Genomic DNA, 17,377 nt, shown 5'->3' with positions numbered 1-17,377 from the left:
CTTCCCGCGGATGGCCGCCCCGCCGCTGCTACAGGTTATTTGTGGGCTGCGCCGCCTTTGTCGCCTTTCTCGGCCGGGGCTGGTGCGGGCAGGGTCTTGGCCAGCTGGTCCAGGGTGTCCTGGTTGCTCTTGCGCACCGCAGCGACGAAGCCCTGGTACGGCACGTCGGTGATGCCCACCAGGCCGAAGTGGCCGTTCTCGCCGTCCAGCAGGCGGCCCGTCACGGGCTGGTCGAGGTACTGGAACCAGTGCACGCCGACGATCGTCGGTTCCTGCAAGGCCGCCTTGAGGAAGCCGGCGTAGGCGTTGCCACGGTCCTCTTCCTTGGCCACTTCCATGGGGCCAGGCCAGAACGGGCCGCGGTCGCGGGAGCCGAAGGTGAACTCGGAGACCAGCACCGGCTTGTCCAACTGGCGCAGGCGGGCGAAGTCATAGCCGTCCTGGGGCTTGGGCGTATAGAAATTGAAGCTGAGCACGTCGCAGTACTGCGCGCACGAGTCCACCGCCTCGGGGCTGGACACGGCGTAGCGGCCACCCAGCAGCAGGTGGTTGGGCGCATGCCACTTCAGGGCGTCGGCGATGGTCTTGAAGTAGGTGTCGGCGAACACGCGCTGGAACTGCTTGAGGTCGGCCTCGATCTCCGGGTGTTCCGGGTTGGGCAGCGGCGCCTCGAAGCCGGGGTCTTCCATCAGTTCCCAGGCCGGCAGGCTGATGCCCCAGGCCTTGGACAGGCCCTCCTGGTTGCGGTACTTGTCACGCAGCTGCTTGAGGAACGCGCGCTTGGCCGGCACGTCGGTGGTCTGGCGCAGGGTACCGTAGGCCAGCGCATAGCGCGATTTCGGGTCGTTGCCGGGGCCGGCCCAGGCCAGTTCGTTGTCGGCGAAGTAGCCAATCAGGAATGGGTCGTCGCGGTGGTCGCGGGCGGCGATGGCCACGGCACGCTCGGTGGCCATGGCGAAACGCGGGTCGAACGGGTCAGGCATGCGTCCCCACCAGTCCATGCCGGTGCTGATGCTGGCGTAATCGCCGACGATCGATAACGGCAGCACGTAGGGCACCCGCTGGTTGCCTTCCAGCGCCGGCGCGCTCCAGTTGCCCAACGTGTTGAAGCCCCAGGCCTGCAGGCGGTCCAGGGTGTGCTGCTGCCAGCGAATGGCATCGAACGGCTGCTTCGCGCACGGCGCCTGGGCCGTTGGCGTGCACGGCGTGGCATAGGTGCGTTGCAGGTTGGCGCCATAGAAGTCGAACCAGCGGCCGCTGCCGAACCCACGGCCCACGGACGAGCCATTGCCGTCCTGGTTGTTGCTTTGCCCGTAGTACTGGGCCTCGGGCTCGTCGGCCTTGGGCAGGTGGGTAAACATCCACTCGCGGCCCTGCACGTAGGTGCGGTCGTTGTCGGCGGCCACGGCGTTCACGCCCAGGGAATAGAACGGGTGCCCTTCGGGGGTCACCAGGTACCAGCGGCCATCGCGCTTTTCGGTGCGGAAGAAGCCACTGGCGTTGAACGCCGGCCCCTGGACCAGGCCACCGAACTTGTCCAGCGGTGCCTTGCCGCGCTCGGCCAGCCAGCCCTTGAGCTGCTGCTGTTCGCGGCTGGCGGCGGCCTTGAGTTGATCGTCACTGCTGACCTTTTCCGGCCAGCGCCCACGGTTGAACTGCCCGTACTCGTCGACCAGGTCGGCGTAGGCAGCCTTCTGCAACTCATCGCCCTCCACCACGCCGAAGCGCTCGAGCAGGATGTTCTGGGCCACCGCCGGCTTGTCCATGGACAGGGTCACCGACACCACCTGGCTGGCGGTCAGCTCGCCCTGGCTGCTGGCCAGCAGGGTGCGCTGGCCGTCATGCATCCACGGCATCGGCGGGCCTGCGCGCATGCCCTGGCTGAGGGCCGAATTGGCCTGCAGCGGGATGACCAGGGTCTGCGCCGGGCCGGCCGGCAGGTCGATGCGGCTGGTCAGGGTCTTGCCGTCGTTGCTCTGGATTTTCACGTACAGGGTCACCGCCCAGTCCATGGCGCTCTGGGCACGCAGGGTCATGGCGCTGTCGGCAGACCAGTCCCAGGCCCCGGCCTGGGGCTTGAGGGTGAGGCTCGGCGCGGCCACCGGGTTGAACGTCACCCGGCGCAACACCTCCCCTTCGGCCGTCTGTTCGGCGTTGTACTGCGGCAGGCTGGCATCCGCGACCGTCACCTGTACCACATCGGCGGGACGGACGAAGTTGAACAGCGTCTGCTGCGCACCGGGGGCCGCCAACAGCGGGGTGGTGCACAGCAGTGCGAATACAGCGGGTAACGAACGGCGAATCATGGGGTTCCAGCTCTCCTTGATGGCCGGTGTCGGCCTCGGTCAGGGTTATAGACAGCAAAGCAGGGATTTTTCACCCTGCGTGCTTCAGGAAATTTCGCGACGGAATGGCGGCAGCGCGTTGAGGATTGCCTTGCCGTAGCGCTGGGTGACCAGGCGGCGGTCCAGCAGGGTGATGGTGCCGCGGTCCTGTTCGGTGCGCAGCAACCGGCCACAGGCCTGGATCAGCTTCAGGGACGCGTCGGGCACGGCGATTTCCATGAATGGATTGCCGCCCCGCGCTTCGATCCACTCGGCCAGCGCCGCTTCCACCGGGTCGTCCGGCACGGCGAAGGGGATCTTGGCGATGACCACGTGCTCGCAGTAGGCACCCGGCAAGTCGACACCTTCGGCGAAGCTGGCCAGGCCGAACAGCACGCTGGAATCGCCGCCATCGACGCGCGCCTTGTGCTTGTTCAAGGTTTCCTGCTTGGACAGGTTGCCCTGGATGAACACCTGCTTGCGCCAGTCGCGGTCCAGGCCGTCGAACACGTCCTGCATCTGCCGGCGCGAGGAGAACAGCACCAGGGTGCCGCGCGAGCCTTCCACCAGGCCGGGCAGGTCGCGAATGATGGCCGCGGTGTGCGCCGTGGCGTCGCGCGGGTCGGCGCGCAGGTCTGGCACGCGCAGCAAACCAGCATCCGCGTGGTGGAACGGGCTGGGCACTACGGCGGTAACAGCCGTCTTGGGCAGGCCCGAGCGCATGCGGAAACGGTCGAACTTGCCCAGCGCAGTCAGGGTGGCCGAGGTCACCACCGCGCCATGGGCGACGTTCCACAGGTTGCGCCGCAGCATCTCGGCGGCCAGGATGGGGCTGGCGTTGACCTCGATGTCGAACATGGCGCCGGCCTCGGCCAGGGTCAACCAGCGCGCCATGGGCGGGCTGTCTTCCGGGTCCTCGGCGGTGAAAGCGGTCCACAGCTCCCAGTTGCCCAGGGCGCGGGACTGCAGGCTGCCGAACAGCGGGTACCATTCCTCGGCCTGGTGGCTGGGGATGCCGATACTCTTCTCGGCGTCCATGCCTTCCTTGAGCAGGTCCGCCAGGCGGGTGAACAGGTCATTGAGACGGGCAAAGCCCTTCTTCAGCTCGATGCCCATTTCACGCATGTGCTCGGGCACCACGCCGCCGACGAAGCGATGGCGTGGGCGTTCGCGGCCTTCCATGTCCTCGCCGGCGCGGAAATCGGCCAGTTGCTCGCAGGCACTGAACATGAACTGCTGGTGGGTCTTGATCTCGCGCGCCAGCTCCGGCACCTGCTCGATCCACTTGCCCAGGTCACCCGGCAGCGGGTGCTGGGCCAGCAGCTTGGTAAGGTTCTTGGCCGTGCTTTCCAGCCAGTCGGCGGTGGAGCGCAGGCGGGTGTAATGGGCGAAATGGCCGATGGCCTTGTCCGGCAGGTGGTGGCCTTCGTCGAACACGTACATGGTGTCGCGCGGGTCGGGCAGCACGGCGCCGCCGCCCAGGGCCAGGTCGGCCAGCACCATGTCGTGGTTGGTGACGATCACGTCGACCTTGCCCATGCCTTCGCGGGCCTTGTAGAAGGCGCACTGCTGGAAGTTGGGGCAATGGCGGCTGGTGCACTGGCTATGGTCGGTGGTGACGCGCGCCCAGTCCTTGTCTTCCAGGGCGGTTGCCCAGCTGTCGCGATCACCGTCCCATTTGTTGCCGGCCAGCTTCTCGATCATGCTGGTGAACAGCTTCTGGCTGGCTTCGTCCACCTCGATGCGGAAGCCCTCCTCCTCGAACAGCTGGGCGGTGGCGGTCTGCGCGTGGCCTTCCTGCAACAGGATGTCGAGCTTGGACAGGCACAGGTAGCGCCCACGGCCCTTGGCCAGCGAGAACGTGAAGTTCAGGCCGCTGTTCTTCATCAGGTCCGGCAGGTCCTTGTAGACGATCTGCTCCTGCAGGGCGACGGTGGCCGTGGCAATGACCAGGCGCTTGCCCGCTTCCTTGGCAGCCGCGATCGCCGCCAGGCTGTAGGCCACGGTCTTGCCGGTGCCGGTGCCGGCCTCGACGGCCACCACGGCGCATTCGCCCGAGCGACGCCCTTCGTCGTCACACTCGATGTCGCCCAGTACCTTGGCGACTTCGGCGATCATCAAGCGCTGGCCATAGCGAGGCTTGAGGCTCTTGGCTTCGAGGAAACGCGTGTAGGCGCCCTGGATCTGGGTTTTGAGTTGGTTGCTGATCATGATTCTGGGGCGTGAACGCCTGGATAAATTTTCAGTGTTTCATTAAGGGCCGCTATCATACCCCGCTAAACCCTCGCGCGCTGAACGGAGATCCACATGGCTGCATATGCCCCCCTCTACACCTTGCATGTCTGGGCAGCACTCATCTGGGTGGGCGGCATGTTCTTCGCCTGGCTGGTGCTGCGCCCGGCGGCGGTTACAGCCCTGGAGGCACCTGCGCGGCTGAAGCTGTGGGCGGAAGTTTTCCGACGCTTTTTTCTCTGGGTCTGGCTGGCCGTGTTGATTCTTCCGATAAGTGGCATCGCCATGATCCAGATCAGCTTCAGCGGGTTCGAGACCGCGCCGCGCTACGTGCAGGTGATGATGGGCCTGTACCTGGTGATGGTGGCGTTGTTCATTCGCATCACCCTGCTGCAGTTGCCGACCTTCAATACGGCGGTCCAGGCCCAGGACTGGGCCACGGCGGGTACCAACCTGGCGCAGATACGCCGGCTGGTGGGCATCAACCTGATCATCGGGTTCCTGCTGGTGGCGGTGGCCGCGGCGCGGCCACCGTTCTGACGCTGCCTACAGGCGCTGCACCGTCAGCGCGCCCGGCTGGCCGGCAACACCGGGTTCGCCCGGCTGGCCAGGGCGGCCGGCCTTGGCACCGGCAGTGCTATAGATGAAGCAGCCCTTGGCCTTGCCACCGGCACCGGCCTTGCCCGCTGCGCCCGCCAGGCCGCCGACGCCGCCGTCGAGTTGCACCTTGATGGCGTCGTTGGGATAGTCGCGGGGCACCTGCAGGCGCACTTGCGCGCCGTTGGCGCCGTCATGGCCATTGCCGCCATTGAGACCATCGGCACCGCGGCCGGCCTCGCCCCACAGGCAGCCCGGCGCCTGGCCATTGGCGCCGTCGAGGCCGAAGTAGCCTGGCGCGCCGGCGCCGCCACGGGCGTCCACCGCCAGTTGCGGGCCTTGCAGCGCTTGCAGTTGAAGCACCAGGTTGCGCCCAGGCAGCGCGGCCTTCTCATAGGTGCCGGGGGCGCCACGGGCAAGAATCTGGCTGCCTTCGCCCAGTTCGGCGCGGCGCGCCTCGATACGCAGCTCCTGCTGGCCCGGCACGATGGCGATGCGCGCCTCATGGCCCAGGCGCAGCTCGCCCACCTTCAGTTCCACCAGGTTGTCCGGCACCAGCAGGGTGGCGTAGTCCTCCACCACCAGGCGGTCGAGGGTCAGCACGCCGTCCTTGCCCGGCAGACGCATCAATGAATGAGGTTCGACACTCAGGCTTTCGGCCATCGCCAAAGGCGTGAACAACGCCGCTACCAGACACAACCTACGCATTGTTGCTCTCCTGCACCGACCGGGTCGGAATTGAACGCACATGAAATATACCCACCAGCAGGATCTGCAGGCGGTCAAACCAGGGATGGGTGCGGCCACGCAGGCTGGCCTGGAACAGCAGGACTTCGAGCACGTGCAGAAGCATCAGCGTCGCGCCGGTGAAGTTGATCAGCGTGCGGAACGGATGTGTCATGGGCATGAGCAGATTGACCAGCACCACCCACCAGAACAACACCGTCAAGGCCTTGCCCAGGGTACACCACCACGCCATGCCCGCCCCCATTGATTATTCTTTCCCCGCACAGTAACGCCGGGGTGGTGTTTGTGCCATATCTGCATGAACAAAAAATGACAGTATTGTGCTGACAATCCGTAGCCGCTGCCGCCAGGCTGCGCTGGCCGGTGTGAACCCTGAAGAACTTCAGCGCAGCACAGGACCAGCGCAGCCTGGCGGCAGCGGCTACAGCACGCGTGACTAGCGGTTGATGTGCAGCTCCACGCGGCGGTTTTTCGCCCGGCCCTCGTCGGTGTCGTTGTCGGCCACCGGCTTGCGTTCGCCGTCGCCTTCGCTGGTCACCTTGTTGGCAGGCACGCCCTGGCTGATCAGGAACTTCGCCACGCTGTCGGCACGCCGCTCCGAGAGCTTCTGGTTGTAGGCATCGCTGCCCTTGCTGTCGGTATTGCCCACCACCTTGATGCTCACCACGTCGGCGGCCTTGAGCTTGTCGAGCAAGGCGACCAGCTGGTTGCGCGCCTCCTGGGTCAGGGCCGAGGAATCGAAGGCAAACAGCACGTTGCCGGCGTCGCTCAGGGTGATCACTTCCTCGGGTACGGGGGTGGGTTCAGGGGCCTTCACGGTTGCCGGGTACTGCGGCAACGGGCAACCCATGTGGTCCACCGGGGTGTTGGGCGGGGTGCCCGGGCAATGGTCGCGGCGGTCGAACACGCCGTCGCCGTCCTCGTCGCCATCCTGCGCGTAACAGATCAAGCCACCGGTGATCGCGCCCAAAACCCCCAGGCCGCCGGCCCAGGAAGAGCTCTTGATGGCGCCTAGGCCGCCACCCACCACACCACCGATAAGGCTGCAGATAGGCCAGTTCCTTTGATTGAGCGGGGCACTGCCATCACTGGTAGTGGCGCAACCGGAGAGAACACTGCTGACCAGAAGAACGGGAAGTGCTGCCCGCCAGATTAATCTCATATGAATGCTCCTGTGTCACCGGCCGGTGCCGGTAACACAGGAGTAAAGACCGGCCTGTGAAATTCACAAGCCGCGCGGGGCGAGGTTTTCAGCGGTCGATGCGGATCTCCACGCGACGGTTCTGCGCGCGGCCATCGGCGGTCTTGTTGCTGGCCACCGGCTGGGTCTCGCCGGCGCCACTGATGGACACGAAGCTTGAGCGAGGAATGCCTGCGCCTACCAGGTAGTCGACAACCGAATGGGCGCGGCGGTCGGACAGCTTTTTGTTGTAGCCAGGCTTGCCGACGCTGTCGGTATGGCCGGTCACGGTCAGCTGGGTAGAAGGCGCCTCGGTCTTCAGCTTGGTGGCGACCTTGTCCAACTGCATCTTGTCAGGGCCGGTCAGCTTGGCCGAGTCGAACTCGAAGTGCACGTCACGAATGACGATGACTTCCTGCTTGGGCAGCGGCGCCGGCTCCGCGACAGGCGCTGGGGCCGGTGGCGGGAATGGGCAGCCGGTGGCATCCACCGGGGTGCCTTTAGGCGTGTGCGGGCACTTGTCGCGGCTGTCCGGCACGCCATCACCGTCCTCGTCGCCATCGCCGTGCACCCAGCAGTAGGCCGCTGCCACGCCGCCGCCCACCAGCACGCCCCAACCGGCGTAGGTGGAGTTCTGCAGCGAGCCCAGCGCCGCACCGGTAACACCCCCGACAGCCGCGCACTTGGGCCAATCGGTCTTCTGCAACCCTGCGCAACCAGTCAACACACTGGTTAGCAGTACCAAAGGTAATGCCTTACTCACTATGCTCATCAGGTCTCTCTCCAGATGGGGGGTAAATCGGCGCATGAACCGATGCATTGGGAGTAAAGACGGCACTTTGCAGATGCGCCAGCAATAAGCCATATGGCTAGGCTGCCGGCGTGAACAACGCTACCCTTGGCAGCTCTGACCGAGGACGTTCAATGACCGCACGCTTTTCTTCGCGCACGCCGCAACAAGCCCTGGCCGCCCTGCTGGACCGCTACGCCCCGCAGCGCCTGCTGGTGGTGGGCGCCAGTGATTTCCCGGCCCTGGCCGCCTTCAAGGACGCCCACCCCGACAGCGTCGTCGCCCAGGCCGCGCCGGGCGTGCTGCCGCCGGAACTGGCCAGCCAGCGCTTCGACCTGGCGGTAGTGGTCGACTGCCTGGAACATGTGCCCAAGCGCACGGCCCTGGAGCTGCTGGGCGGCATCCGCAACCTCAACGCCAGCCGCCTGGCCGTGCTGGTGGACCTGGCGGCCAGCGGCTGGAGCGAAACCGACTTCTATGCCCTGGCGCTGCAGGCCAACGAACGCTTCCAGCGCGACGACCAGGTGCTGACCCTGTTCAACTACGACCTGCGTGAATACAAGCAGGTGCCTGACTGGCTCAACTCGCGGTTCTGGGCCAACCCGGAAAACTTCGGCAAGTACTGGTGGTGATGCAATGAGTACAAGCATTTGCCCGTGCGGCAGCGGCAACCTGCTGGACGCCTGCTGCGGCCATTACCATGGCGGCGTACCCGCCCCCGACGCCCAGGCATTGATGCGCTCGCGCTACAGCGCCTATGTGCTGGGGCTGATCGATTACCTGGTGGCCACCACGTTGCCAGTGCAGCAAGCGGGCCTGGACCGCCAGTCCATCAGCGACTGGAGCGCGCAAAGCACCTGGCTGGGGCTGACCGTGGAAAGCGCCGAGGTGTTTGGCGGGCAGCCGGAGCATGCGTTCGTGACCTTCGTCGCGCGCTGGCATGACCTGGGCGGGGAACACAGCCACCGCGAACGTTCATCCTTCGTACAGAACGGCGGGCGCTGGTACTTCATCGACCCGACCGTGCCGCTGAAGGCTGGCCGCAACGACGCCTGCCCCTGCACCAGCGGGCAGAAATTCAAGAAGTGCTGCGCCGCCTACGTCACGGCATAAGCTTGATATGCCCGGTGTCCGGCGCCGGCGGCGCGGCGGGCGCGCGGGCCTGGCCCATGTCGCTGCCGGCCGGCGCCAGGCTGAACTGCGACAGGTTCAGGCGCGGCGGCTCCACGTCGGGCTTCTGCGGCTGCAGGTCGGCACCCGCCTCGGCCACTTCATAGCCAGGGGCCTGCACCTCGACGAACGCCGCCATGTAGCAATCACGTGGCACCCACGGCTCGACCATCTTGCTGGGCTTGCGCACAAAGCCGGGAGCGTCCGGCGGCGGTGCCATCTCGATTTCTTCCATCTGCACCGGCACCGCTTCCACCGTGACGATGATGCCCGCGCGTTCCAGGGTAGAGCGATATTTTTCCGCTGCCTGGGGGTCCAGGTCACTTTTGAGCACCAGCCGCCGGCCGCTGAACAGCGCATCGATACGCGCGCCATCGGACTGGAACAGCTTGGCCAGGTTGGCCTTCACCAGCGCCAGCTGCGCGCCGGGCACCAATTGGCCCCTGAAGACAATTTCGAACAACCCCATCATGTGCCTCCTGCCTGACGGGCACTGGCCCACCGAGAGTAATGGCATCAGTATGGCCCATCTGCGATTTTGCCAACAAGCGAGCCGTGGCATTGGGTAGACTCAAGGCATCGCGAGGGATCAGCCATGCACACACGGACACTGCGCCAGCTCACCTTCTGCCTGTTCCTGGGCCTGGGCGGCTGCGCCAGCTGGTTTGCCGACGACAGCCAGGCCCCGCAGGTGCACCTGCTGGCCGTGGAGGTGGTAAAGGCCAAGCTGGTGCAGCAGAAGTTCATGCTGCACTTCCGCATCGACAACCCTAACGACAGCACCCTCACCGTGCGCGGCCTGCATTACCGCGTGCACCTGGCCGATATTCTGCTGGCCGACGACGAATACGACGAATGGCTGCGCGTGGACGGCCACTCCAGCGCCCGCTTCAACGTGCCGATCCGCACCAACCTGTGGCAGCACCTGCGCGACGTGGTCAAGCTGCTGCGCCACCCCGACCGGCCGATTCCCTACCGGCTGGAGGGGGAACTGAAGACCGGGTGGTTCTGGGGCGATGACGTGGTGCTGCGGCGCAGCGGGGAGATCATGCCTGGGGAGTTGATGGGTAAGTAGCCACAATTACCGGCGCCATCGATCCTGTAGCCGCTGCCGACAGGCTGCGCTCGCTGGTGTGCACATTGGAGATCTTCAGCATAGCCAAGGGCCAGCGCAGCCTTCGGCAGCGGCTACTTCGCCCCCCTCCATATCGAGCCAGGAGGGCTGTAGCTCGGCCTTGCGCACCCCGGTTCGGAATCATCGCCAAGCAGTAGCAAATGGCGGTTTCTGCAAACGACCCTTGTCACCAGAACAGGGCGCTTGGCCCCCCGATGGATTTCACCCATTTCCTTCATCCCCTTCAGCAGGCGCTCAAACAGGGCTTTTTCCATAATGACTCCGCGTCGCAGTGCGAAAGAAGAAAGCCTGGGGAAAAACCTCATTCCTCGCAGTCAGCCGCTTCCGATCCCAACGCAGGACATTTCTTTTATCCCCGACCTCCCCTCCCCTCACCAGCAATGAGATAATTCCCCCCAGTTCTAATTCGGAGACACCCAGATGACCCAGCAACCCCATGTCCATGGCCCTGACTGCAACCACGATCATGACCATGATCACCACCACGACCACGGCCATGTACACGGTCCGCACTGCAACCACGAACCCCAGGAGCCTGTGCGCAACGCCCTGAAGGACGTTGGCCGCAACGACCCGTGCCCCTGCGGCAACGGCAAGAAATTCAAGAAGTGCCACGGCGCCTGATTGAATGATCCACGGCCAGGCGCCCGCGCCCTGGCCGTGGAATACTGAAATGCTTTGAAACAAAAACGCTGGCGCAGTACAACAGTCGTTCTTGATGTAGCCCCCTCAACGTGGAGCGTTTCATGATCGACCTGCATTACTGGACCACCCCCAACGGCCACAAGATCACCCTGTTCCTGGAAGAAGCCGGGCTTGAGTACCAGGTCCATCCGGTGAACATCGGCAAGAACGAACAGTTCGCGCCAGCCTTCCTGAAGATTTCCCCCAACAATCGCATTCCGGCCATTGTCGACAGCCAGCCTGCCGACGGCGGTGAGCCGATTTCGCTGTTCGAGTCCGGGGCCATCCTTTTATACCTGGCGGAAAAGACCGGCCAGTTCCTGCCCAAGGACCTGCGTGGCCGTGAAGAAGTGCTGCAGTGGCTGTTCTGGCAGATGGGCGGCCTGGGGCCGATGGCGGGGCAGAACCACCACTTCAACGTGTTCGCTCCGGAAAAAATCCCCTACGCCATGAAGCGCTACATCGACGAGACCGCGCGCCTGTATGGCGTGCTGGACAAGCGCCTGGCCGACCGTGCCTTCGTGGCGGGCGAGGCCTACAGCATCGCCGACATGGCCATTTACCCCTGGGTGGTGCCTTACCAGCGCCAGAGCCAGGACCTCGACGATTTCCCGAACCTGAAACGCTGGTTCCTGGCCATCCAGGCGCGCCCGGCCACCGGGCGTGCGTACGTCTGGGTCGAGCGGATCAACCCGCCAAAAGCCTGATTTTCGTCGCGCCTCCGGACCTTGCCTGCAAGGCCCGGGGCACCGGCCGTCCTGCCATGCAAATAAAGCTGGCCGCCCGCTTGCGTGGCGTGTGCGCGCTCACTAACGTAGCGCCTTTTAGCCGCCAGCCCCGCAGGAGCTTCCGCCATGGCCTCGCCAGCCTTTACTCACTTCATTCCCCGGTTCGGCGCCGCCGCGACCCTGGCCGGGCTGATCAGCCTGAGCGGTTGCCAGGCCTGGCTCGACAGCCGCTACGCCGACAGCGTGCCGCCCGACAGCGGCGTGCAGCCACTCAAGGGGCTGGCCCAGAACGTCTCGGTGCGCCGCAACGCCAGCGGCATGCCGCTGATCGAAAGCAGCAGCTTCCATGACGCGCTGTTCGCCCAAGGCTACGTGGCCGCCAGCGACCGCATCAGCCAGATGGTGGGCATGCGCCTGCTGGCCCAGGGGCGCCTGTCCGAGATGGCCGGCCCGCAGATGCTGGATGTCGACCGCTTCATGCGCGCCGTCAATCTCAAGAAGAATGCCGATGAGCTGTACGCAGCGGCGTCGCCGCGCCTCAAGCGCTTCTTCGAGGTGTACGCCCGCGGCGTCAACGCCTACCTGTTCCGCTACCGCGACAAGCTGCCGATGGACCTGGCCGAGTCGGGCTACAAGCCCGAATACTGGAAGCCGGAAGACTCGGCGCTGATCTTCGCCCTGTTCAATTTCAGCCTGTCGGTGAACCTGCGCGAAGAGCTGGCGTCGCTGACCCTGGCGCAGAAAGTGGGCGTCGACAAGCTGGCCTGGCTGATCCCCACCTACCCGGACGAACCGCTGCCCTTCGACGAGACCGACAAGCTCAAGGGCGTCAGCCTGGCGCAGATCCCGGGCCTGGCCAACGTCGACAAGGTCGCCGGCGACCTGGCGGGCCTGAACCTGTCGAGCATCAGCAGCGGCGACAACTGGGCCATCACCCCGGCGCGCGCCCGCAGCGGCCGCAGCCTGCTGGCCAACGACACGCACCAGCCACTGGCCAGCCCGTCGCTGTGGAACTACGTGCAGCTCCGCGCGCCGAAGTTCCAGGCAGCGGGCGTCTCCCTGGCGGGCATCCCTGGCATCATGGCCGGCTTCAACGGCAAGGTCGCCTGGGGCATGGCCCCGGCCATGGGCGACAACCAGGACCTGTTCCTGGAGAAGCTGCAACGCCAGGGCAACCAGCTGCAGTACCTGGCCGACGGCAAGTGGCGCCCAGCGGGCGTGCGCCAGGAGACCTTCTTCATCAAGGGCCAGGCGCCGTTGCGCGAAGCCGTGTACGACACCCGCCACGGCGCACTGCTCAACAGCGCCCTGGCCGGCGCCCCGCTCGCCAACGGCCTGGGCCTGGCGCTGCAAACCCCGGACTACAAGGACGACAAGAGCCTGGACGCGCTGTTCGACCTGTCGCGCGCGCAGTCGGTGGAAGCGGCGTCCGATGCCAGCCGTGAGGTTCGCGCCATCGCCGTCAACATGGTCTTTGCCGACGCCCAGCACGTGGGCTGGCAGGTGACCGGCCGCCTGCCCAACCGCCGTGAAGGCCGCGGGCTGGTGCCGTCGCCGGGCTGGGATGGGCGCTACGACTGGGACGGCTACGCCGACGCCATGCTGCACCCCTACGACCAGGACCCGCCGCAAGGCTGGCTGGGCACCGCCAACCAGCGCACCGTGCCGAAGGGTTACGGCATGCAGCTGTCCAACTCCTGGTACTACCCGGAGCGCAGCGAGCGCCTGGCCGAACTGGCCGGCGCCGGCAAGCAGGACACGCGCAGCATGATCGCCATGCAGTACGACCAGACCACCACCTTCGCCAACAAGCTCAAGGCGATGTTCCAGGCACCGGGCATGGCCCAGCCGTTGAAGCAGGCCATCGACGCCCTGCCCGCCACCGACCGCGCCAAGGCCCAGGAAGCGCTGACGCGCCTGCTGGCGTTCAACGGCAACCTGGCGCCGCAGTCCGCGGACGCCGCCCTGTACGAACTGTTCCTGCAGGAAAGCGCCAAGCAGACCTTCCTCGACAAACTCGGCCCGCAGGACAGCCAGGCCTGGAAAGCCTTCGTCACCGTGGGCAGCCTGTCGTACTCGGCCCAGGCCGACCACCTGCTGGCGCGCGAGGACAGCCCGTTCTGGGATGACTCGCGCACCCCGCAGAAGGAAGACAAGCCGGCCATCCTGGCCCGCAGCCTGGCGGCGGCGGTCAACGAGGGCGAGCGGCAACTGGGCGCCGACCACAAGGCCTGGCAGTGGGGCAACCTGCACCGTTACCAATGGGCCACCAAGGGCCCGCAGCTGCCCGTGCGCCAGGCCGGTGGCGACCACACCACCCTGAATGCCGCGGCCTACGCCTGGGGCGCGAACTTCGACGTCACCCAGGCGGCGTCCATGCGCTTCATCGTCGACTTCGCGCAGAACGAACCGCTGCTTGCGCAGAACAGCCCGGGCCAGTCCGGCAACCCGGCCAGCCCGCACTACGCCGACGGCATCGATGGCTGGATGAAGGCGCAGTACGTGAGCATTCCGCTGCAGTCGCAGAACTATGACCGCGCCTACGGCACCCAGCGCCTGACGCTCACGCCCGGCAAGTAAAGACGCGGCCTTCGGCCACTGCTACAACCCCGTAGCAGCGGCCCCAGGCCGCGTCCCACTCCCCCCCACACAAAAATCGCAGACGAAAAAAAACCTGCACAAGGCAGGCTTCTTTTTTGGTACCAGGCGTTCAGTGTTCCTGGTGCCGAATATGGCGCAGCGGACGGGACTCGAACCCGCGACCCCCGGCGTGACAGGCCGGTATTCTAACCGACTGAACTACCGCTGCGCGATACACTGAGTGGTGGGTGATGACGGGATCGAACCGCCGACCCTCTGCTTGTAAGGCAGATGCTCTCCCGGCTGAGCTAATCACCCTTCGTCTCTCGGTGTGGCGCGCATTCTACGGATGGATTCTGCATATGGCAAGCCGCAAAATGACAATTATTGCATCGAGACACCAATCATTTTCTGCAGACGAAAAAAAACCTGCACTAGGCAGGCTTTTTCGTAGGTATCAGGCGTTCAGCGTTCCTGATACCGAATATGGCGCAGCGGACGGGACTCGAACCCGCGACCCCCGGCGTGACAGGCCGGTATTCTAACCGACTGAACTACCGCTGCGCGATACACTGAGTGGTGGGTGATGACGGGATCGAACCGCCGACCCTCTGCTTGTAAGGCAGATGCTCTCCCGGCTGAGCTAATCACCCTTGTCTCTCGGTGTGGCGCGCATTCTACGGACGCACCCAGGGCCTGGCAAGCTCTTTTTTAAATTATTTTTCCAAGCCTTCCAAACACTTAGCGCAGGGTTGGCCTGCGCCCTCACACGGGACAATAATGCGCCCCTTATGTGCTGAGGAGTGATTCACCCCATGTGGTTCAAAAACCTGCTTGTCTACCGTTTGACCCAAGATATTCCTTTCGACGCCGAAGCACTGGAAACCGCATTGGCCACCAAGCCGGCCCGCCCCTGCGCCAGCCAGGAGCTGACCACCTACGGCTTCGTCGCTCCCTTTGGCAAAGGTGAGGACGCGCCCCTGGTTCACGTCAGCGGCGACTTCCTGCTGATCAGCGCCCGCAAGGAAGAACGCATCCTGCCAGGCAGCGTCGTGCGCGACGCCGTCAAGGAGAAGGTCGAAGAGATCGAAGCCGAGCAGATGCGCAAGGTCTATAAGAAAGAGCGCGACCAGATCAAGGACGAGATCATCCAGGCCTTCCTGCCGCGCGCCTTCATCCGCCGCTCGGCCACCTTCGCCGCCATCGCCCCCAAGCAGGGCCTGATCCTGGTGAACTCGGCCAGCCCGAAACGCGCCGAAGACCTGCTGTCCACCCTGCGCGAAGTGCTGGGCTCGCTGCCGGTGCGCCCACTGACCGTGAAGACCTCGCCGACCGCCGTGATGACCGAGTGGGTGAAAACCCAGCAAGCCGCGCCGGACTTCTATGTACTGGACGAGTGCGAACTGCGCGACGTCGAAGAAGACGGCGGCATCGTGCGCTGCAAGCGTCAGGACCTGACCGCCGACGAGATCCAGCTGCACCTGAGCACCGGCAAGCTGGTGACCCAGCTGGCCCTGGCCTGGCAGGACAAGCTGTCGTTCGTGCTGGACGACAAGATGGTGGTCAAGCGCCTGAAGTTCGAGGAACTGCTGCAGGACCAGGCCGAGGAAGACGGCGGCGACGAGGCCCTGGGCCAGCTGGACGCCAGCTTCACCCTGATGATGCTGACCTTCGGCGACTTCCTGCCGGCGCTGTTCGAAGCGCTGGGCGGCGAAGAGCTGCCGCAGGGTATCTGATGCGGCCCTGACGCGGCCTACGGCCACTGCTACAAAAACCTGTAGCAGCGGCCGAAGGCCGCGTCATTGCCACCGCGAACCATAATAAGGAAACACCCCATGCGCGCCCTGGCCGCCCTCAGCCGCTTCGTCGGCAACACCTTCGCTTACTGGGTCCTGCTGTTCGCCGTGCTGGCGTTCCTGTTCCCGCAATGGTTCGTCGCCCTCAAGGTGCTGATCGTGCCGCTGCTGGGCCTGGTGATGTTCGGCATGGGCCTGACCCTGAAAATGGACGACTTCGCCGAACTCAGCCGCCACCCCTGGCGGGTGCTGCTGGGCGTGGGCGCCCACTTCGTGATTATGCCGGGCATGGCCTGGTTGCTGTGCCAGCTGTTCCACCTGCCGGCCGAGATCGCCGTGGGCGTGATCCTGGTAGGCTGCTGCCCAAGCGGCACTGCCTCCAACGTCATGACCTGGCTGGCCAAGGGCGACCTGGCGCTGTCGGTGGCGATTGCCGCCGTGACCACCCTGCTCGCCCCGCTGCTGACGCCGGCGCTGATCTGGCTGCTGGCCTCGGCCTGGCTGCCGGTGTCATTCATGGAGATGTTCTGGTCGATCCTGCAGCTGGTGATGCTGCCGATCGTGCTGGGCGTGGTTGCCCAGCGCCTGCTGGGCGCGCGGGTGCGCTACGCGGTGGAAGTGCTGCCGCTGGTGTCGGTGGTCAGCATTGTCATGATCGTCTGCGCGGTGGTGGCCGCCAGCCAGGCGAAAATCGCCGAGTCGGGCCTGCTGATCATGGCGGTGGTCATCCTGCACAACAGCTTCGGCTTCGTGCTGGGCTACGCCACCGGTCGCCTGTTCAAGCTGCCCTTGGCACAGCGCAAGTCGCTGGCCCTGGAGGTGGGCATGCAGAACTCCGGCCTGGGCGCCGCCCTGGCCAGCGCGCACTTCTCGCCCCTGGCGGCGGTGCCCAGCGCGCTGTTCAGTGTGTGGCACAACATTTCCGGGGCCCTGCTGGCGACCTTCTTCCGCAAGATGAAAGACCGCCCATAAGGGCTGGCTTGCCCTTGCGCGGCAAAATGTGCACTATAATGCGCATCGACGGGACGACCCGGCGATGCGCTTTTTTATTGCCCAGGGGACGACCCCATCACTGAAACTGGATGATGGAGCGTGCTCATGTCCTGGTTGATTCTGTTCTTCGCCGGCCTGTTCGAGGTGGGCTGGGCCATTGGCCTGAAATACACCGACGGCTTTTCCCGCCCCCTGCCTACCCTGCTCACCGTTGCCGCCATGGCGGCCAGCCTTGGCCTGCTGGGCCTGGCCATGCGCGACCTGCCTTTGGGCACCGCCTACGCCATCTGGACCGGCGTGGGCGCGGTGGGCACGGTGATCGCCGGCATCGCGCTGTTCGGCGAATCAGTGGCGCCCATGCGCATCGCCAGCGTGGCGCTGATCATCACCGGCCTGATTGGCCTGAAAATCAGCGCCTGAA

Annotated in this window: 17 protein-coding genes and 4 tRNA genes; 10 read left to right on the top strand and 11 right to left on the bottom strand. The window is 65.3% G+C overall.

The features are described 5' to 3' along the window. Positions 1–35: 35 nt before the first annotated feature. Together ACWKWX_RS10865 and dinG are read right to left on the bottom strand one after the other, a co-directional pair. Positions 36–2,306, bottom strand: coding sequence for a beta-agarase (locus ACWKWX_RS10865; protein WP_483827760.1), 2,271 nt, complete (start codon positions 2,304–2,306; stop codon positions 36–38). An 84-nt stretch (positions 2,307–2,390) separates the two neighbouring features. Further along, positions 2,391–4,535, bottom strand: a complete 2,145-nt coding sequence (dinG, locus tag ACWKWX_RS10860) for an ATP-dependent DNA helicase DinG (RefSeq protein ID WP_483827759.1) — start codon at positions 4,533–4,535, stop codon at positions 2,391–2,393. A 96-nt stretch (positions 4,536–4,631) separates the two neighbouring features. On the opposite strand from dinG, the gene ACWKWX_RS10855 reads away from it, so the two are divergent. Then, positions 4,632–5,096, top strand: a complete 465-nt coding sequence (locus ACWKWX_RS10855; RefSeq protein WP_483827758.1) for a CopD family protein — start codon at positions 4,632–4,634, stop codon at positions 5,094–5,096. 6 nt (positions 5,097–5,102) lie between these two features. On the opposite strand, the gene ACWKWX_RS10850 is transcribed toward ACWKWX_RS10855, so the two are convergent. The 4 genes from ACWKWX_RS10850 to ACWKWX_RS10835 form a co-directional block, all read right to left on the bottom strand. Next, a complete protein-coding gene (locus ACWKWX_RS10850; RefSeq protein ID WP_416426329.1) occupies positions 5,103–5,861 on the bottom strand; it encodes a collagen-like protein in 759 nt (252 codons plus the stop codon). Then, positions 5,854–6,144: a DUF1145 domain-containing protein gene (locus tag ACWKWX_RS10845; protein WP_416426331.1), complete on the bottom strand. Its 291-nt coding sequence runs from the start codon at positions 6,142–6,144 to the stop codon at positions 5,854–5,856. Before ACWKWX_RS10845 ends, ACWKWX_RS10850 begins: the two co-directional genes overlap by 8 nt. A 192-nt stretch (positions 6,145–6,336) precedes the next feature. Next, entirely contained in the window at positions 6,337–7,062 is a 726-nt protein-coding gene (locus ACWKWX_RS10840; RefSeq protein WP_416426333.1) for a PA1041 family peptidoglycan-binding anchor lipoprotein, read from the bottom strand. Between the two features lie 88 nt (positions 7,063–7,150). Beyond that, positions 7,151–7,852 carry a PA1041 family peptidoglycan-binding anchor lipoprotein gene (locus ACWKWX_RS10835; RefSeq protein WP_416426335.1) on the bottom strand — a complete coding sequence of 234 codons (702 nt, stop codon included), beginning with the start codon at positions 7,850–7,852 and terminating at the stop codon, positions 7,151–7,153. A 152-nt stretch (positions 7,853–8,004) separates the two neighbouring features. On the opposite strand from ACWKWX_RS10835, the gene ACWKWX_RS10830 reads away from it, so the two are divergent. Both ACWKWX_RS10830 and ACWKWX_RS10825 read left to right on the top strand, forming a co-directional pair. Then, positions 8,005–8,502, top strand: coding sequence for a DUF6231 family protein (locus tag ACWKWX_RS10830; RefSeq protein WP_473004176.1), 498 nt, complete (start codon positions 8,005–8,007; stop codon positions 8,500–8,502). Between the two features lie 4 nt (positions 8,503–8,506). After that, complete coding sequence (locus tag ACWKWX_RS10825; protein WP_416426339.1) at positions 8,507–8,983, top strand: YchJ family protein; 477 nt, start codon at positions 8,507–8,509, stop codon at positions 8,981–8,983. Here ACWKWX_RS10825 and ACWKWX_RS10820 read toward each other — a convergent pair. Continuing rightward, positions 8,973–9,509, bottom strand: coding sequence for a hypothetical protein (locus ACWKWX_RS10820; protein ID WP_416426341.1), 537 nt, complete (start codon positions 9,507–9,509; stop codon positions 8,973–8,975). The two genes, ACWKWX_RS10825 and ACWKWX_RS10820, sit on opposite strands and share 11 nt — an antisense overlap. Before the next feature lie 126 nt (positions 9,510–9,635). Between ACWKWX_RS10820 and ACWKWX_RS10815 the strand changes: the two genes are divergently transcribed. The 4 genes from ACWKWX_RS10815 (at position 9,636) to ACWKWX_RS10800 (ending at position 14,167) form a co-directional block, all read left to right on the top strand. Further along, positions 9,636–10,115, top strand: coding sequence for an LEA/WHy family protein (locus ACWKWX_RS10815; RefSeq protein ID WP_473004181.1), 480 nt, complete (start codon positions 9,636–9,638; stop codon positions 10,113–10,115). Between the two features lie 480 nt (positions 10,116–10,595). Continuing rightward, positions 10,596–10,799 (top strand): SEC-C metal-binding domain-containing protein, encoded by a 204-nt coding sequence (locus tag ACWKWX_RS10810; protein ID WP_027977214.1) that lies wholly within the window; start codon positions 10,596–10,598, stop codon positions 10,797–10,799. 122 nt (positions 10,800–10,921) lie between these two features. Beyond that, a complete protein-coding gene (locus tag ACWKWX_RS10805; RefSeq protein WP_483827757.1) occupies positions 10,922–11,566 on the top strand; it encodes a glutathione binding-like protein in 645 nt (214 codons plus the stop codon). 147 nt (positions 11,567–11,713) lie between these two features. Then, entirely contained in the window at positions 11,714–14,167 is a 2,454-nt protein-coding gene (locus ACWKWX_RS10800; RefSeq protein ID WP_483827756.1) for a penicillin acylase family protein, read from the top strand. A gap of 152 nt (positions 14,168–14,319) precedes the next feature. On the opposite strand, the gene ACWKWX_RS10795 is transcribed toward ACWKWX_RS10800, so the two are convergent. The 4 genes from ACWKWX_RS10795 to ACWKWX_RS10780 form a co-directional block, all read right to left on the bottom strand. Further along, positions 14,320–14,396, bottom strand: a tRNA-Asp gene (locus ACWKWX_RS10795). A gap of 13 nt (positions 14,397–14,409) precedes the next feature. Beyond that, positions 14,410–14,485, bottom strand: a tRNA-Val gene (locus ACWKWX_RS10790). A gap of 169 nt (positions 14,486–14,654) precedes the next feature. Further along, positions 14,655–14,731 (bottom strand) — tRNA-Asp (locus ACWKWX_RS10785). A gap of 13 nt (positions 14,732–14,744) precedes the next feature. Beyond that, positions 14,745–14,820: transfer RNA gene (locus ACWKWX_RS10780), tRNA-Val, on the bottom strand. 162 nt (positions 14,821–14,982) lie between these two features. On the opposite strand from ACWKWX_RS10780, the gene rdgC reads away from it, so the two are divergent. From rdgC to sugE, 3 genes are all read left to right on the top strand, one after another. Further along, positions 14,983–15,903, top strand: coding sequence for a recombination-associated protein RdgC (rdgC, locus tag ACWKWX_RS10775; protein WP_416426349.1), 921 nt, complete (start codon positions 14,983–14,985; stop codon positions 15,901–15,903). 99 nt (positions 15,904–16,002) lie between these two features. Further along, positions 16,003–16,935 (top strand): bile acid:sodium symporter family protein, encoded by a 933-nt coding sequence (locus tag ACWKWX_RS10770; protein ID WP_483827755.1) that lies wholly within the window; start codon positions 16,003–16,005, stop codon positions 16,933–16,935. Positions 16,936–17,061: 126 nt separating this feature from the next. Continuing rightward, entirely contained in the window at positions 17,062–17,376 is a 315-nt protein-coding gene (gene sugE / locus ACWKWX_RS10765; protein ID WP_483827754.1) for a quaternary ammonium compound efflux SMR transporter SugE, read from the top strand. Position 17,377: the final 1 nt, after the last annotated feature.

It is taken from the genome of Pseudomonas imperatae, assembly GCF_057128625.1.
The sequence above is the reverse complement of the archived record's forward strand: the minus strand, read 5'-3'. Positions and strand labels throughout refer to the sequence as shown.

Excerpts from the sequence above, each read along its gene's own strand:
- ACWKWX_RS10855 (WP_483827758.1), top strand. The coding sequence starts at position 4,632 with ATGGCTGCATATGCCCCCCTCTACACCTTGCATGTCTGGGCAGCACTC.
- dinG (WP_483827759.1), bottom strand. The coding sequence starts at position 4,535 with ATGATCAGCAACCAACTCAAAACCCAGATCCAGGGCGCCTACACGCGT.
- ACWKWX_RS10825 (WP_416426339.1), top strand. The coding sequence starts at position 8,507 with ATGAGTACAAGCATTTGCCCGTGCGGCAGCGGCAACCTGCTGGACGCC.
- rdgC (WP_416426349.1), top strand. The coding sequence starts at position 14,983 with ATGTGGTTCAAAAACCTGCTTGTCTACCGTTTGACCCAAGATATTCCT.
- ACWKWX_RS10835 (WP_416426335.1), bottom strand. The coding sequence starts at position 7,852 with ATGAGCATAGTGAGTAAGGCATTACCTTTGGTACTGCTAACCAGTGTG.
- ACWKWX_RS10865 (WP_483827760.1), bottom strand. The coding sequence starts at position 2,306 with ATGATTCGCCGTTCGTTACCCGCTGTATTCGCACTGCTGTGCACCACC.
- ACWKWX_RS10845 (WP_416426331.1), bottom strand. The coding sequence starts at position 6,144 with ATGGGGGCGGGCATGGCGTGGTGGTGTACCCTGGGCAAGGCCTTGACG.
- ACWKWX_RS10830 (WP_473004176.1), top strand. The coding sequence starts at position 8,005 with ATGACCGCACGCTTTTCTTCGCGCACGCCGCAACAAGCCCTGGCCGCC.
- sugE (WP_483827754.1), top strand. The coding sequence starts at position 17,062 with ATGTCCTGGTTGATTCTGTTCTTCGCCGGCCTGTTCGAGGTGGGCTGG.
- ACWKWX_RS10815 (WP_473004181.1), top strand. The coding sequence starts at position 9,636 with ATGCACACACGGACACTGCGCCAGCTCACCTTCTGCCTGTTCCTGGGC.
- ACWKWX_RS10820 (WP_416426341.1), bottom strand. The coding sequence starts at position 9,509 with ATGGGGTTGTTCGAAATTGTCTTCAGGGGCCAATTGGTGCCCGGCGCG.
- ACWKWX_RS10805 (WP_483827757.1), top strand. The coding sequence starts at position 10,922 with ATGATCGACCTGCATTACTGGACCACCCCCAACGGCCACAAGATCACC.
- ACWKWX_RS10800 (WP_483827756.1), top strand. The coding sequence starts at position 11,714 with ATGGCCTCGCCAGCCTTTACTCACTTCATTCCCCGGTTCGGCGCCGCC.
- ACWKWX_RS10810 (WP_027977214.1), top strand. The coding sequence starts at position 10,596 with ATGACCCAGCAACCCCATGTCCATGGCCCTGACTGCAACCACGATCAT.
- ACWKWX_RS10850 (WP_416426329.1), bottom strand. The coding sequence starts at position 5,861 with ATGCGTAGGTTGTGTCTGGTAGCGGCGTTGTTCACGCCTTTGGCGATG.
- ACWKWX_RS10770 (WP_483827755.1), top strand. The coding sequence starts at position 16,003 with ATGCGCGCCCTGGCCGCCCTCAGCCGCTTCGTCGGCAACACCTTCGCT.
- ACWKWX_RS10840 (WP_416426333.1), bottom strand. The coding sequence starts at position 7,062 with ATGAGATTAATCTGGCGGGCAGCACTTCCCGTTCTTCTGGTCAGCAGT.